This is a genomic window from Kribbella sp. NPDC050470 (assembly GCF_044458365.1).
In the GTDB taxonomy this organism is placed as follows: domain Bacteria; phylum Actinomycetota; class Actinomycetes; order Propionibacteriales; family Kribbellaceae; genus Kribbella.
In genome coordinates this window covers 663,047-677,768 of the sequence record NZ_JBITHV010000003.1, presented here as the reverse complement: position 1 = coordinate 677,768, position 14,722 = coordinate 663,047, and the positions used below count along the sequence as shown (strand labels likewise).

The 14,722-nt window shown below is 69.9% G+C and carries 17 protein-coding genes; 1 reads left to right on the top strand and 16 read right to left on the bottom strand.

The annotated features are described in order from the left end of the window. Positions 1-67: 67 nt before the first annotated feature. Together ACIBGM_RS11790 and ACIBGM_RS11785 are read right to left on the bottom strand one after the other, a co-directional pair. Positions 68-1,495, bottom strand: coding sequence for a PH domain-containing protein (locus ACIBGM_RS11790; protein ID WP_396385360.1), 1,428 nt, complete (start codon positions 1,493-1,495; stop codon positions 68-70). Then, entirely contained in the window at positions 1,492-1,980 is a 489-nt protein-coding gene (locus tag ACIBGM_RS11785) for a PH domain-containing protein (RefSeq protein ID WP_360517665.1), read from the bottom strand. The genes ACIBGM_RS11790 and ACIBGM_RS11785 overlap by 4 nt, the downstream gene beginning before the upstream one ends. A gap of 26 nt (positions 1,981-2,006) precedes the next feature. Between ACIBGM_RS11785 and ACIBGM_RS11780 the strand changes: the two genes are divergently transcribed. Beyond that, a complete protein-coding gene (locus ACIBGM_RS11780) occupies positions 2,007-3,212 on the top strand; it encodes an NADH-quinone oxidoreductase subunit D (RefSeq protein ID WP_396385359.1) in 1,206 nt (401 codons plus the stop codon). Here the strand turns inward: ACIBGM_RS11780 and ACIBGM_RS11775 are convergent, their stop codons facing one another. From ACIBGM_RS11775 to ACIBGM_RS11710, 14 genes are all read right to left on the bottom strand, one after another. Then, positions 3,213-3,995 (bottom strand): inositol monophosphatase family protein, encoded by a 783-nt coding sequence (locus ACIBGM_RS11775; protein WP_360517670.1) that lies wholly within the window; start codon positions 3,993-3,995, stop codon positions 3,213-3,215. It lies immediately after the preceding gene. Positions 3,996-4,018: 23 nt separating this feature from the next. Continuing rightward, complete coding sequence (locus ACIBGM_RS11770; protein WP_360517672.1) at positions 4,019-4,417, bottom strand: hypothetical protein; 399 nt, start codon at positions 4,415-4,417, stop codon at positions 4,019-4,021. A gap of 35 nt (positions 4,418-4,452) precedes the next feature. Beyond that, positions 4,453-4,893, bottom strand: coding sequence for a hypothetical protein (locus ACIBGM_RS11765; RefSeq protein WP_396385358.1), 441 nt, complete (start codon positions 4,891-4,893; stop codon positions 4,453-4,455). An 11-nt stretch (positions 4,894-4,904) separates the two neighbouring features. Then, the gene (locus tag ACIBGM_RS11760; RefSeq protein WP_360517678.1) at positions 4,905-5,429 is read right to left on the bottom strand and encodes a DUF3180 domain-containing protein; all 525 of its coding nucleotides are present in this window, start codon (positions 5,427-5,429) and stop codon (positions 4,905-4,907) included. Positions 5,430-5,431: 2 nt separating this feature from the next. Beyond that, complete coding sequence (folK, locus tag ACIBGM_RS11755; protein ID WP_360517681.1) at positions 5,432-5,989, bottom strand: 2-amino-4-hydroxy-6-hydroxymethyldihydropteridine diphosphokinase; 558 nt, start codon at positions 5,987-5,989, stop codon at positions 5,432-5,434. Further along, positions 5,986-6,378: a dihydroneopterin aldolase gene (gene folB, locus ACIBGM_RS11750; protein ID WP_360517683.1), complete on the bottom strand. Its 393-nt coding sequence runs from the start codon at positions 6,376-6,378 to the stop codon at positions 5,986-5,988. The genes folK and folB overlap by 4 nt, the downstream gene beginning before the upstream one ends. After that, positions 6,375-6,863 carry a nuclear transport factor 2 family protein gene (locus tag ACIBGM_RS11745; protein ID WP_360517686.1) on the bottom strand — a complete coding sequence of 163 codons (489 nt, stop codon included), beginning with the start codon at positions 6,861-6,863 and terminating at the stop codon, positions 6,375-6,377. Before ACIBGM_RS11745 ends, folB begins: the two co-directional genes overlap by 4 nt. Continuing rightward, complete coding sequence (gene folP, locus ACIBGM_RS11740; RefSeq protein WP_396385396.1) at positions 6,860-7,657, bottom strand: dihydropteroate synthase; 798 nt, start codon at positions 7,655-7,657, stop codon at positions 6,860-6,862. The genes ACIBGM_RS11745 and folP overlap by 4 nt, the downstream gene beginning before the upstream one ends. Positions 7,658-7,763: 106 nt before the next feature. Next, positions 7,764-8,906 (bottom strand): S1 family peptidase, encoded by a 1,143-nt coding sequence (locus ACIBGM_RS11735; protein WP_396385357.1) that lies wholly within the window; start codon positions 8,904-8,906, stop codon positions 7,764-7,766. A gap of 130 nt (positions 8,907-9,036) precedes the next feature. Next, complete coding sequence (folE, locus tag ACIBGM_RS11730; protein WP_360517691.1) at positions 9,037-9,609, bottom strand: GTP cyclohydrolase I FolE; 573 nt, start codon at positions 9,607-9,609, stop codon at positions 9,037-9,039. A 67-nt stretch (positions 9,610-9,676) separates the two neighbouring features. Next, a complete protein-coding gene (gene ftsH, locus ACIBGM_RS11725; protein WP_360517694.1) occupies positions 9,677-11,713 on the bottom strand; it encodes an ATP-dependent zinc metalloprotease FtsH in 2,037 nt (678 codons plus the stop codon). 207 nt (positions 11,714-11,920) lie between these two features. Continuing rightward, positions 11,921-12,472 (bottom strand): hypoxanthine phosphoribosyltransferase, encoded by a 552-nt coding sequence (gene hpt / locus ACIBGM_RS11720; RefSeq protein ID WP_360517698.1) that lies wholly within the window; start codon positions 12,470-12,472, stop codon positions 11,921-11,923. Positions 12,473-12,476: 4 nt separating this feature from the next. After that, the gene (tilS, locus tag ACIBGM_RS11715) at positions 12,477-13,541 is read right to left on the bottom strand and encodes a tRNA lysidine(34) synthetase TilS (RefSeq protein ID WP_396385356.1); all 1,065 of its coding nucleotides are present in this window, start codon (positions 13,539-13,541) and stop codon (positions 12,477-12,479) included. Continuing rightward, positions 13,513-14,607, bottom strand: a complete 1,095-nt coding sequence (locus ACIBGM_RS11710; RefSeq protein WP_396385355.1) for a zinc-dependent metalloprotease — start codon at positions 14,605-14,607, stop codon at positions 13,513-13,515. The genes tilS and ACIBGM_RS11710 overlap by 29 nt, the downstream gene beginning before the upstream one ends. Positions 14,608-14,722: the final 115 nt, after the last annotated feature.

Below are 14,722 nucleotides of genomic sequence, written 5' to 3'. Positions count from 1 at the left end.
CGTTGCGGGCGCTGGGCGTGAGTGCGGCCCGTCCGAGCCTCGCGCTGGCTCAGACGGACCCACTGCGCTACGTGGCCGAACTGTCGTCGGCTGGTGAGGCGGCGGAGCTGCTGGACCCGTCCGGGCTCGGCGGGTTCGGGTGGGTCTGGACAGCGATCGGTGAAGGCACCGTACGGCGAGCCTCGCGAGCCCTGTCCGCCTGAGCCTCGAGGAGCTGCGCAGCCTCGAACTGGTCGCGGTGCAGAGCGATCGCATCGGTCGGTCCGAGTGGTGTGTCCACGTGCACGTTGGCCAGGCCCAGCCGGCGCTGCAACGGCCCCTGCTCGAGCCGCACCGACTGGGTCTTGTGGTGCAGCACGATCGACGTACGGCGGCTCACCCAGCCGCGCGTGGTCACGAGCACCTGGCCGTCGAAGCCGTACGCGAGGTAACGCCAGCCGACCGGACGCAGCCACTTGGCCCGCTCCGGCGCCTGGTGCATCTGGATCTGGGACAGGTCTAGGCCGGGCAGGATGCGGGCGAGCACGAAGGCCACTTCGCCCCGGTCGCCGACCGGCAGCAGTTGGGCGCCCTCGTGGTCGTCCTCGCCCTCGGCGGGGTTGCCTGCGACGCCGGCGATGTCCAACTCCACTCGGGCCCAGCCCAGCAGCCGCCAGATGATCGGCTCGGTGATCAGCAGACCCTGCACACGGCCTGGCGGCACGGTCTGCCGCTGGACGTCGAACAGGCCACGCTTGGTCCGCAGCCCGTCGTGGCTCTCCGACAGCGTGAAGCCGTGGTTGCCGACGACCTGCTTCCAGATCGGCTGCACGACACCGAGCAGCAGCGGCAGGCCGGCGAACAGACCGATGTGGAACTCGAGCACGGTGGTGGCGACGATCAACCAGACCAGACCACCGGCGCTGGCGATGACTGTCGAGGACAGCAGGGTCGCACCGAGCAGGCGGTTCGTCGGGACAGTCAGGATCGGTTCCGGCTCGGGCTGGTGCGCCGAGTGCTCGACGGCCTGCTCGCCCTTGGCCCGGACCAGCAGGATGGTCCGCAGCTTCACGGCCTCGTCGAACGTGAAGTAGCTGAGCTTGCCGTCGCTCTTGCCGCCGCCGGCCACGTCCATCCGCAGCTCGGCCATCCCGAACAGGCGGGCGACGAACGGCTGCGCGACGTCGATCGCCTGGATCCGGTCGAACCGGATGATCCGGGTCCGGCGGAACAGGAACCCGCTGTCCACCCGGATCGCCTCGTCGGTCAGCTGCCACTTGGTGAACCACCACGACAGCGCGCCGAGCAGGATGCCGCCGACCAGCACCACCGCCAGCCCGATCCCGGCGAGGGTCAGGTTGCTGCGCAGGCTCTCGTTGTTCACCATCGCGATCGCCGCGACGACGAAGTACCCCCAGCCCTTCACGAACGGCGTCAGCGGGTGCAGCCGCGCTCCGGACGGCTCCGGCGGCGGCTGCACGGATGGCGCCTGCACAGGCTGCGGCTGCTCGGTCACAGGCCCCACGCCTGGGCCTGGCCGAGGGCGGAGAGGCGGTCACGCAGGCGGCTCGCCTCGTCCGGGTGCAGCCCGGGGATCTTCGCGTCGGTCGCCGGGGTCGCGGTGTGCAGCTCGACCGTCGCGATCCCGAACGCCCGCTCCAGCGGCCCGGCCGTCACGTCCACGAACTGCATCCGGCCGTACGGCACCACGACCAGCTCGCGGAACAGGATCCCGTGGCTGACCAGCAGCTCGTCCTCGCGCTCGGCGTACTTCCAGGATCGCTGGTTCCGCCCGACCAGCACCCACGCCCAGCCGAACCCGCCCGCGCACATGGCCAGCGCCAGGACGCCGTACCACCAGCCCAGCGTCATCCCCAGGACCAGCAGAGCCACCAGCCCGAGCACACCGAACGTGATCGCCGCGTTCACCCGCCGGACCGACGCCAGCTTCGGCGAGACCGGCGTCCAGCTGACATCCGAGGGTGCGAAGAGGTCATCCACGGTCCAAGCCTGTCACGATAGTGGTCATGAGTACGGAACGAGTGGTGGGTATCGGTGCCGGAGCCGCCGGGTTCGACCCTGCGTACGAGCGGGGCGGGACCGGGACCGGCTCGGAGCTGGCGACCACGGACATGGTGCTCAACATCGGCCCGCAGCACCCGGCGACGCACGGCGTGCTGCGGCTGCGGCTGACCCTGGACGGTGAGCGGATCGTCGGCTGCGAGCCGATCGTCGGCTACATGCACCGCGGCGCGGAGAAGCTGTTCGAGGTCCGCGACTACCGGCAGATCATCGTGCTGGCGAACCGGCACGACTGGCTGTCCGCGTTCAGCAACGAGCTCGGGGTGGTGCTCGCGGTCGAGCGGATGATGGGCCTGGAGGTCCCAGTCCGCGCGGTCTGGCTGCGCACCCTGCTGGCCGAGCTGAACCGGATCCTCAACCACCTGATGTTCCTCGGCTCCTACCCGCTCGAGCTCGGCGCGATCACCCCGGTCTTCTACGCGTTCCGCGAGCGCGAGACGCTCCAGGCGGTGATGGAGGAGCTGTCCGGCGGCCGGATGCACTACATGTTCAACCGGGTCGGCGGCCTCAAGGAGGACCTGCCCTACGGCTGGCTCGGCCGCGCCTCCGCCGCCTCGGCCGCGGTCCGCAAGCGGCTGCCGGACATCGAGGACATTGTCATGGGCAACGAGATCTTCCGCGCCCGGACCGTCGGCGTCGGCCGGCTCTCCCCCGAGCTGGTCGCCCAGTACGGCGTCTCCGGCCCGATCGCCCGCGCCGCCGGCGTCGATGCCGACCTCCGCCGCGACGAGCCCTACCTCGGGTACGACGAGTTGCTGCGCGACGGTGTGCTCCGGGTCGTCACCCGGTCGGACGGCGACTGCTTCTCGCGGTTCTGGGTGCTGCTCGAGCAGGTCAAGGTGTCACTGGACCTGGTCGACGCCTGCATCGACAAGCTGTCGGCGCTGCCCGCCGGCCCGGTGAACGTGCGGCTGCCGAAGATCCTCAAGGTCCCCGAAGGCCACACCTACGCCTGGACCGAGAACCCGCTCGGCATCAACGGCTACTACCTGGTGTCCCGCGGCGACAAGACACCCTGGCGGCTCAAGCTGCGCTCGGCGAGCTTCAACAACATCTCGGCGCTGCCCGCGCTGCTGCCCGGCACCGTCATCCCCGACATGATCGCCATCCTCGGCAGCATGTTCTTCGTGGTCGGGGACATCGACAAGTAGTCAGGCCGTCGCCTGGGTGATCAGCTCCAGGATCGGCTCGCGGATGCCGGCCGCGACGGCGAAGGTGCCGCGCGACTCCGGGGTGTGGTCCGAGCCGTCCAGATCCAGGACGACGACACCCGCCTCGCGGGCGATCGCCACGCCGGCCATCGTGTCCCAGGGCTTGTTGGAGAACATCACCATCGCGTCGAAGTGACCGGCCGCGACCCAGGTCAGCGCGGTGGCCGCCGTACCGATCATCCGGATCCGCTGCACCCGCGGGTACAGCAGCTGGGTCAGCGCCAGCCGCTCGGCGTTCTGCGCGGCCGCGTCCGGGCCGACGGCGAAGTCGCCCACGGCAACCAACGCGTCCGTCAGCCGGGTGCACTCGCTGCCCCGGATCGGCGTCCCGTTGCAGGTCGCGCCGTGTCCTTCGGCGGCGGCGTACCTGGTCCGGAGCGCCGGGTGGTCGATGACGCCGGCGACCGCCCGGCCCTCGTGGATCAGGCCGAGCGAGATGCCCCAGAGTGGCGCCCCGTGGACGAAGTTCACCGTCCCGTCGATCGGGTCCAGCACCCACCGGGTGCCGCCGGTCGCGCCGCCCTCCTCCTCGCCCAGCACCCCGATGCCGGGCGTCTCCCGCTCCAGGAAGGCCCGGACCGCACGCTCGACCGCGAAGTCCACCTCGGAGGCCATGTCCCGGTCGCCCTTGGACGTCAGCTCGCCCGGCGGCCGGGTGTCGGTGACCTTCCGGCCCTCGTCGACGGCGGCCTCGGCGACCTTCAGCAGTTCGGAGATATCCACAGGTCAGAACCTACGCGACCTCCTCAAGCCGTGTCGGGCGCGTCCGATCTGCGTCGCCAGGACCGCACGGCCGTGAAGACACCGGCCGCCAGCACCCCCGCGGCCGCGGCCTGGCCGGCCTTGCGCCGGCAGCCGCCGGTGCGGCACTCGGGGATCGGGTACGGCTGGCCCGGGTTCAGCTCGTGGGTCTCGTCGGCCGCCACGTAGGCAGCCGACGCCGGGTAGTCCCAGCCGTCCGGATTGAGCAACCGGTACCAGTACGCCTCGTTCCACGCCTTCCGCAGGCAGGTCACGTTCACCGACGGCGACTCGTACGGCGTGGGCCCGAGCCGGCCGATCGGGAAATGGTCCTGGTCGTAGACCGTGACGTGCCCGTTCGGGTCGTTCATCGTCACGGCCGGATAGTTCGCGTCCAGCCCCATGGACATCACCCCCACACCGCAGTATGGGCGAGCCGTCAGGAAGCGGCCAGACCTCGCAGCTTGAGGTCGACCACGGTCGGGGCGTCGGCCTGGGAGTGTTTGTCGCCGGCGGCAACGACCGTGGCGACCTCCTGGTCGATCTTGTCCAGCCGCTCGTCGATCTTGTCCAGCCGGCGCTGCATCAGGTCGACGAACTCGGCGTTCTCGACCACCCGGGCACTGGTGATCCGGGAGTACTCCTGGGCCACCTGGGCCCGTTCCTCGGAGTGGGCCAGGCGTTCGACCAGGAGCTGGTGGCGGACCAGCAGTGAGGCGCCGACCGCGACCAGGACGGCGACGACGGCGGCCGCCCGCAGGATCCACTGGTTCTGCGAGAACAGGGCGATCGAGACACCCACGCAGACGACCACCAGCAGCGAGTTGGAGACGGCGAGAACTGTGGCCCTGGTACGACGGCGGTTACCCCTTGAGCCCATGGGTCGCCATGTTAGGGGGTGTCGTCCGGGTCCTCGGGAATACGACACGCGCGTTCGAGCAACAATCCGGCCGTGACGACCAGCACTGAGATCACGGCCGCGGCACCGGCCATGATCACACGGTTACGAGGTCCTGAGGAGCTCACCGCTTCCAGGAAGGATAACGCGAACCCTGCGTAAACACCGGTGCACAACGCGCCGACGAACGCGCTGGCCTTGCCGATGAGCAGCAGGAATACCGCGCGGGACGGCTCGACCCGTTCCCGCCGTACCTGGATCCGCTGGTGGGTGTTGCGGGCTGCGGCGAACAGCAGCGCCGCCAGGAACGCCCAGGCCACCAGCGTCAGCCACGACACCGACGGCGCCACGCCGCCGCCGGACTCGATCGCCTGGACCATGGTCAGCCCGATCGCCGCCCCGAGGACGGCGATCGCGACCAGCAGCCGGCGCGAGGTCGGCCGGACCGAGCCCGGGCGCGGCGGCTCCTTGCCGGGCCCGTTCTCCGGCGCCCGGCCGGACTCGGGACCGCCGGACACCACTACTGCAGCTCGATGTCGAGCTTGGTCACGCCTTCGGAGCCGACCTTGGCGAGCAGCTCGGCCACCGGGCCGCGGCCGGGCAGCACCGCGTCCGGCTCGATGTCGAGCCACGGCGCCAGCACGAACGCGCGCTCGTGCGCCCGCGGGTGCGGCACGGTCAGCTCCTCGGACTCGATCGTCTTCTGGCCGTAGGTGATCAGGTCGACGTCCAGCGTCCGCGGCGCGCCCGGCACGCTGCGCTCGCGGCCGAACGCCTGCTCGATCGCGTGCGCGCGGTCCAACAGCATCTCGACCGGCAGCGTGCTGTCGGCGAGCAGCACGATGTTCAGGTACGGGCCGGACTCGTCCGGCCCGCCGATCGGCTGGGTCTCGTAGACCGGGGAGACCTCGACCACCACGACGTCCGGGGTGTCCCGCAGCGCATCGACTGCGCCCTGCAGGTTCGCTTCCCGGTCGCCGAGGTTGCTGCCGAGCGACAGGATCACCTGGCGGATCGGCTTCAGGCCACCGCTCAGGGTGTCCGCGTCGATGACGTGGGGACTAGGGGTCTCAGTCACGAGGATTCTCCGGCTCTGCGCTGCACGGTCAGGACAACGTCGTCGAACGGCACCGTGATCGGCGCCGAAGGTTTGTGGATCGTCACCGCGGTCGCCGTCACCCGCCGGTCGGCGAGGCACAGGTCCGCGATGCGCTGGGCGAGGGTCTCGATCAGGTCCACCGGGTCACTCTCGATCGCCTTGTGCACCTGCTCGGCCACCACCCCGTAGTTCACGGTGTCGGCCAGGTCGTCGGAAGCCGCCGCAGGCCTGGTGTCCAGCTCCAGCCGGACGTCCACGACGAACTCCTGCCCGTCGGCCCGCTCGTGCTCGAAGACTCCGTGCCGTCCGAAACCCCGGATGCCACGGATCTCAATCACGTCGGCAGGAGGTGTCACGGGACCGCTCATTCCGCCTCCTCCTGTCGGCCCCCAGACGACGACAGTACCGGGGAGGCATGGTGGATCCACAACCGCCAGCCGGAGGAAGTTCTGCGGAAGACGTTGGTGGCCAGTGCCTTGCCCCCGGCGAACCCCTCCTCGGGGGCTCCCTCCCCGGACGACAGGACATTCTCCGTACACGTGACGTATGCCACGTCTTCATCCACCCGGACCTGGACGTCGGTCAGGAAGAACTGGATGTACGGCGTGTTCGCGAAGATCATCGCCCAGGCCCGCATCATCTCCGAGTACCCGGAGATGGCCGCGTTGCCCGGGTGGATGCAGACCGGGTCCGGCTCCGGCAGCCACACCGCCGCCATCAGATCCAGGTCACCGGCCTCGAACGCGTTGTAGAACGCGGTGTTGGCAGTCAGCACGACGTCCTCCACCGTGGCGCCGCGCGCACCCTCACCGTTGGTGCCGTGCCGCGGACCGCCGCCGGTTCCGTCCGTCATACCGTTCCCCATCTCTTCGCCACCCGGACCGCGTCCGCGCTGGGCGCCACCGCGTGGGCCCGGACACACCAGGCTCCCGCTGCGGCGGCCAGGGCGGATACAGCCGCGCTCGCGTCGTCTCGTCGTACGGCCGGTCTGGGTTCACCGGTCTGCTCGTCGGCGAGCAGCCTACCGAGGAACGTCTTCCGGGACGCACCGATCAGCAACGGTCTACCCAGTACAGCGAATTCCCGCAGCCGGCGAAGAATCTCCCAGTTGTGGTCCGCGTTCTTCGCAAAACCGAGCCCGGGGTCGAGGGCGACCCGGTTCAGGTCGAGGCCGGCCCGGCGCATCACGTCGATCCGCTCGGCGAGCTCCGCGATCACCTCGGCGACCACGTCGTCGTACTCGGCCTTGTTCTGCATGTCGATCGAGTGCCCGCGCCAGTGCATGCAGACATAGGGCGTACGGCGTTCGGCCACCAGCGGGAGCATGTCCGGATCGGCCTGGCCGCCGGACACGTCGTTGATCATCACCGCGCCGGCGTCGAGCGCGAGCTCGGCCACGTTGGCGCGCATCGTGTCGACCGAGACCAGGGCGCCTTCGGCCGCGAGCGTCTCGATCACCGGGAGCACCCGGCGGATCTCCTCCTCCGGGGCCGGTCGCGCGGCGCCGGGACGGGTCGACTCCCCGCCCACGTCCAGCAGGTCGGCGCCCTCGGCCAGCAACTCGCGCCCGTGCTTGATGGCGGCCGCCGGCTCGTACCACTCGCCGCCGTCGGAGAACGAGTCCGGGGTCACGTTGACCACGCCCATCACCAGGCACCGGTTCAGCTTCGGCAGCCCGTCGACGTCAACCCACGGCTCAGTTCCCACCCACACACACTAGTAGCCCCCACCGACACACGGGGAGCCACCCGGATCAGTTACTGAGAACCAATCTGGACTGGGTGGCCTTCAAGGCTTCCGCGATCGGTTGCGCGTAGGACTCGTTGGTCTGGCCGTGCTTCTCCAGGCACTGGCCGTTGATCAGCGCGGCGCCGCTGGAGATGCCCTGGGCGTAGCTGCCGGTCATGTTCGCCCCGCCGGAGTCGCCGCCCTCGGTGCACGCGGTGTGCTGGAACAGCCCGCGGACGACCTTGTTGTTCCCGTAGTTCACGGTCACGTTGCGCGCGACGATCCGGCCGCAGGTCCAGCCGGTGCTCTTGCCCGACTTGCACAGCGTCGAGCCGATGGTGGCGTTCCCGATCCCCTTGACCGCGACGCTCCCGGCTCCCCAGCCCTCGACGTACCCCTGCTGGTCCCAGCCCTCGATCACGCTGACCGTGCCGAAGTCGTTGCCCGGGAAGCTCGACGTCCGGGTGTTGCCGAGCACGTACCCGTTCCGGGAGAACGACGGCTTGCCGGCCGTGCAGTGCCCCGCGGTCAGGAAGATCCGGGTGCCCTTGGTGGTCCGGGCGTTGAAGCCGAGCGAGCAGACGTACCCGGTGTTCTTGTCCACCTGGACACCGCCACGCAGCCCGAAGTCGTCGGCGGTCGTCGTCACCTGGCCGGTGACGGACCGGATCGTCACCTGGTCGCCGTTCGCCTTGGCCCGCTCGAGGAACCGCTCGGTGATCAGGTCGTGCGCGCCCTTCGGCACGCTGACGACCACGGTCCCCGAGATGGGATCGACGTACCAGGACCGGACCTTGCCGGCGCTGGAGCTGCTGGCCAGCCGGTTCAGCTCGCCCTGTACGGCGTTCAGCTGGTCGGAGGTGAAGCGGACGAGCTTCGGGATCGCGCCGGCGTCGCGGACCAGCTGGGCGGTCGCGAGATCGGACACTGCGACCACGAGCTCACCGGCGTCGTCGTAGTAGCTCCCGACGGCCTCGGACCCGAGCTGCGTCTCCACCGTCTCCGCGAGCAGCGGCGACTGGCCCGTCACCTGGTCGACCGGGCCCGCCTGTGCGGTCTGCCGATCACCGCGGGACTCGGCGTTGGCCCAGTTCGCCGCGACCAGCCCAGCCGCCGTCAGTACGACGGCTCCGGCAAGTGCGGCGCCGACCCGGTAACGCCCTGACATCCTGTCCTCCTCACGCCGGTGCCCGATCCCGGTCGACCGAGCACCACTACGGAAAGTAAACGCTCAGCGACAGAATGTCCACAGACATCAGCTCTCAAACCCCAACGAACGAGGACCTTCGGGGCTACGGTCAGCCGACGATCAGGCTCATCGCCTCGGCGCGGGTGACCGGGTTGCGGAGCTGGCCGCGGACGGCGGAGGTGATGGTCTTGGCGCCGGGTTTGCGGACGCCGCGCATGGTCATGCAGAGGTGCTCGCACTCGATCACCACGATCACGCCGCGCGGCTCGAGCAGGTCGAGCAGCGAGTCGGCGACCTGGGTGGTCAGGCGTTCCTGCACCTGCGGGCGCTTGGCGTACACGTCGACCAGCCGGGCCAGCTTCGACAGGCCGGTGATGCGGCCCTCCCGGCTCGGGATGTAGCCGACGTGCGCGACCCCGGTGAACGGCACCAGGTGGTGCTCGCAGAGGCTCCAGACCTCGATGTCCTTCACCAGGACCATCTCGTCGTGGCCGATGTCGAACGTGGTGGTGAGCACGTCCTCGGCCCGCTGCCCCAGTCCGCCCGTCATCTCGGCGTACGAGCGTGCCACCCGGGCCGGGGTGTCCTGCAGACCCTCGCGGTCCGGATCCTCCCCGATCGCGATCAGCAGCTCCCGCACGGCCCGCTCCGCCCGCGCATGGTCGAACTTCGGCGACGTCATCCCGCCACTGTAGACAGCAGAAACGCGAACGCCGCCACCCGTGTGGGTGGCGGCGTTCGCGCCAGTATCAGTCCTTCGGCGACGGCGGGGTCGGGCCGCTGCCGTAGTTCGGGGGCTTGACGGCCTCGTCGGGGCCGACGGCGCCGCCCGGCAGGACGTCGGAGAGCGAGCCGTTCTGCTCGGCGCGGCTCGGCACCGGCATCACCGGCGGCTGGTCCGACGGGACCCGGGTGGACGAACCGGTCCAGGCCGGCCGCCGCTCCCGCTTCACCACCGGCGCGAAGACCCGGGCGATCTCGTTCTTGTCCAGGGTCTCCTTCTCCAGCAGCTCCTCGACCAGGTGGTCCAGGACCGCCCGGTTCTCGGCGAGGATGTCGAAGGCCTCCTGGTGCGCGTTCAGGATCAGCTTGCCGACCTCCTCGTCGACCGCAGCGGCGATCTCCTCGGAGTAGTTCCGCTGGCTGCCCAGGTCCCGGCCCAGGAACGGCTCGCTGCTGTCCTGGCCGAACTTGATCGCGCCGAGCCGCTCGGTCATGCCGTACTGCGTGACCATTGCGCGGGCCAGCGCGGTCGCCTTCTCGATGTCGTTGCTGGCGCCGGTGGTCGGGTCGTGGAAGACCATCTCCTCGGCCGCGCGGCCACCGAGCATGTAGGCCAGCTTGTCCAGCATCTCGGACCGGGTGGTCGAGTACTTGTCCTCGTCCGGCATCACCATCGTGTAGCCGAGCGCCCGGCCCCGCGGCAGGATCGTCACCTTCTGGACCGGGTCGGAGTGCGGCAGCGCGGCGGCGACCAGGGCGTGCCCGCCCTCGTGGTACGCCGTCAGCACCTTCTCCTTGTCCGACATCAGCCGGGTCCGGCGCTGCGGGCCGGCGATGACGCGGTCGATCGCCTCGTCCAGGGCCTTGTTGTCGATCACCTGCATGTTCGAGCGGGCGGTCAGCAGGGCCGCCTCGTTCAGCACGTTGGCCAGGTCGGCGCCGGTGAAGCCCGGGGTACGGCGGGCGACGGCGGTCAGGTCCACGTCCTGCGCCATCGGCTTGCCGCGGGCGTGCACCTTCAGGATCTGCTCGCGACCGGGCAGGTCCGGCGCGTCGACGGCGATCTGCCGGTCGAACCGGCCGGGCCGCAGCAGCGCCGGGTCGAGCACGTCGGGCCGGTTGGTGGCCGCGATCAGGATCACACCGCCGCGGACGTCGAAGCCGTCCATCTCGACCAGCAGCTGGTTCAGGGTCTGCTCACGCTCGTCGTGGCCACCGCCGAGGCCCGCGCCGCGGTGCCGGCCGACGGCGTCGATCTCGTCGATGAACACGATCGCCGGCGCGTTCGTCTTGGCCTGCTCGAACAGGTCGCGGACCCGGGAGGCGCCGACACCGACGAACATCTCGACGAAGTCCGAGCCGGAGATCGAGTAGAACGGCACCCCGGCCTCACCGGCCACCGCGCGGGCCAGCAGCGTCTTGCCGGTACCGGGCTGGCCGTAGAGCAGCACGCCCTTCGGGATCTTCGCGCCGACCGCCTGGAACTTGCCCGGCTCCTGGAGGAACTCCTTGATCTCGCCGAGCTCCTCGATCGCCTCGTCACAGCCGGCCACGTCCGCGAAGGTGGTCTTCGGGGTGTCCTTGGTGATCAGCTTGGCCTTGGACTTGGCGAAGCTCATCACCCGGGAGCCGCCGCCCTGCATGGAGTTCATCAAGAAGATGAAGACGACCGCGATCAGCAGGAACGGGATCAGGGTGGAGAACACCTGGCCGATGAAGCTCGGCTTCGGGTTCTCGACGTCGTACCGCTCGATCTTCTTGTCGTCGTAGAGCTTCTGCACCGCCTGGCCGAGGGTGTTGGCCTGGCCGTCGACCCAGTGCGCCCGGACCTTGGTGCCGTCGGTCTTCTCGACCCGGATCTCCTGGTCGGGGTCGATCAGCGTGACCGACTTGATCGTCTTGTCCGACGAGCTGGTGGCCTGCTGGATCAGCTGCACGACCTGACCGGTCGGCTCGGTCTTGTACCCGGTCGAGCCGGTCAGGAGCTGTCCGATCACCAGTACGCCCAGGAAGGCGACGACGATCCAGAACAGGGGTCCGCGGAAGATGCGCTTCACGTCCATGATCGAGGCCTACGCCCCGTCCCTCCTAGCTCGGCAGGCCCGGGTATGCGGGCTTGAGACGGTAACACCAGTCCAAGTGTCTCGTGCCGCACAAGACAACACAGCACGAGGGTCACCAAAGGACGGTACGACCTGTTGTACAGGCTGTCACCAAGTCTGCCTTGCGGGCCAGACCGGGGTGGTGGGGTGGGGAAGGTATTAGCGCAGTCAGGAGTAGACGTGCGGGGCGAGCGTCGCGACGCAGCGCAGGTTCCGGTACTTCTCTGCGTAGTCGAGCCCGTACCCGACGACGAACTCGTCCGGCAGCTCCAGGCCGACGTACTTCACCGGGACCGCCATCTTGGCCGCGTCCGGCTTCACGAACGCGGTGCACAGCTCCAGCGAGGCGGGTTTGCGGGACTCCAGGTTGCTGACCAGCCAGCTCAGCGTCAGCCCGGTGTCGATGATGTCCTCGACGATCAGCACGTGCCGGTTGGTGATGTCGGTGTCCAGGTCCTTCTGGATCCGGACCACGCCGGACGACTTGGTGCCCGACCCGTACGACGAGATGGCCATCCAGTCCATCTCCACGTGCCGGTTGAACGACCGGGCCAGGTCGGCCATCACCATCACCGCGCCGCGCAGGACGCCGACGAGGAGCAGGTCCTTGCCCTCGTAGTCCCGCTCGATCCGGCCGGCCAGCTCCCGCAGCTTCGCCTGGATCTGGTCCTCGGTGTAATGGATCTTGGTCAGGTCCTTCTCGATGTCCGCCGCATCCACGCGATCAGCCTGTCACATCCGGGCCCAGGACGATGAATCCGCCCCGTCTCGCCGCCCGGACGCCCTGCGGCAGGTCGATCCAGCGCTGCCCGCGCCAGCCGGTGACCAACGCGTCGATGGCCGCGATGTGCCCGGCGGTGAGGTCCGTCGCCCGGCACCCGGCTTCCAGCGCGGCCTGCCGCAGCACTCTGGTCCGCACGGCGTCCGGCTCGGCAGTCAGCGCGCCGACATCGCAGTGCACCTCATTGTCAGTACGACGTAGCGACGTCTCCGCAGCGTCAGCCGCGAGCATGTCGAGCGCATCCGCGTCGGCCCGGAGCAGTCCCGCCGTACGGGCCAGTGCCTCGATCACGCCGGGTCCGAGCGCCTCCTCCAGCACCGGGAGCACCTCGTGGCGCACCCGTACCCGCGTGAACAGCGGGTCCTCGTTGTGCGGGTCGTGCCACGGCCGCAGCCCGGACGCGATGCAGGCTGCCGCAGTGGTCGCCCGCGGCAGCTCCAGAAAGGGCCGGCGCAGCAGACCGGCGATCGGGGCCATCCCAGCGAGCGACCGCGCACCCGAGCCTCGGGCAAGCCCTAGCAATACAGTCTCGGCCTGGTCGTCCCGAGTGTGAGCCAGCAGTACGACGTCCGCCGCGAACTCGTCGGCCGCGTCGCGCAGAGCGTCGTACCGGGCCGTCCGGGCGGCTCCCTCGGGGCCACCCTCGGTGCCGACCTCCACAGGTCGCACCTGGACCGGATCGAGGCCCAGCGACCGGCACTGGTCGGCCGCGACCTCCGCTGTGTGGGCGGAGTCCGCCTGCAGCCCGTGGTCGACGATGACGGCCCCTGCGCGCAGCTTGAGCTTCGAAGCCTCGAACGCAGTAGCTGCCGCCAAGGCCAGTGAGTCAGTGCCGCCGGAGCAGGCCACCAGGACGGTGGTGCCCTGGGGCAGCTCGGCCAGCGTGGCCCGCACTGCCTCCCGAGTCCGGGCTACGGCGGGGTGCAGCTTCCCCCTCCGGTGCTCGACGAGCTCCTCGGCCGCCGACCGGCTCGGCGGCTCAGCGGTGGAGTCTTGCGACCCAGGCATCGGGATTCGCGATCTCGTGCTTGGTGGGCAGGGTGTTCGGCCCGGTCCAGACCCGGTTGAAGCCTTCCATGCCGACCTGGTCGACCACTCGGCGGACGAACGCCGCGCCGTCCTTGTACTGCCGCAGCTTGGCGTCCAGTCCGAGCAGCCGCTTCAGCAGCTGGTCCACCGGGTTGCCGCTCTGCCGGCGGGACGTGAACTTGGACCGGATGGTGTCCACGGTCGGGATGACCGAGGGCCCGACCCCGTCCATCACGAAGTCGGCGTGCCCTTCGAGCAGCGACATGACCGCGGTCAGCCGGTCCAGGACGGCCCGCTGCTCGGGCGACTGCATCAGGTCGACCAGACTCAGCTCGGCCTCACCGCGCACCGACCGGCCAAGCCGCTGCACGGCCTCCCGGAACATCGCCGCGTACGCCGACGGGTCCAGCTCGGCCTGGTCGAGGAACAGCGCGATCTCGGACCGCAGGTGGTCCCGCAGCCACGGCACCGCGGTGAACTGCACCCGGTGGGTCTCCTCGTGCAGGCACACCCACAGCCGGAAGTCCCGCGGTACGACGCCCAGCTCGGACTCGACATGCATGACGTTGGGCGCGACCAGCAGCAGCCGGCCGGTGAGCCCGGGCCGGTCCGGATCGGGCTGGGCCGGGTAGAACGGGTCGAACTGACCCAGCACCCGGGAGGACAGGAACGCGAGCAGCGCGCCGGCCTCGATCGCCGTCACCCGCGAGCCGACTGCCGACGACAGCCCACCGGTCCGTTCGGCCTTCTCGCGCAGCTTGTCCGCCAGCGGCTGCAGCACGGTGCGGAAGCCGTCCGCGTTCGCCTGCACCCAGCCGGGCCGGTCCACGATCACCACGGGCGCGGTGGCCGAGGTGGCCTGCAGCCCGGTGAACTCCCGCACGTGGTGCTCCGAGTCGGCTGCGAACTGGCGCAGCTCGGCGACCACCTGATCCGCCTCGGCGCGGCTGACCGCCGGGCCGGGCCGGAGCAGCTTGCGCGCTACTCCCGTCGCCAACTGCCAGTCGACCATCTCCGCCGCAGCCGGGCCTTCCGCCGTACTCATCCACGTCCTCGCTTCGCTCCGGGCGCGGATGAGGCACAAGGCACACTGCGCTCGATGATGAACTCGCTCCGCTCGTTCATGTGTCGACCCTAGTCGTATGTCCCAACATGCGCCC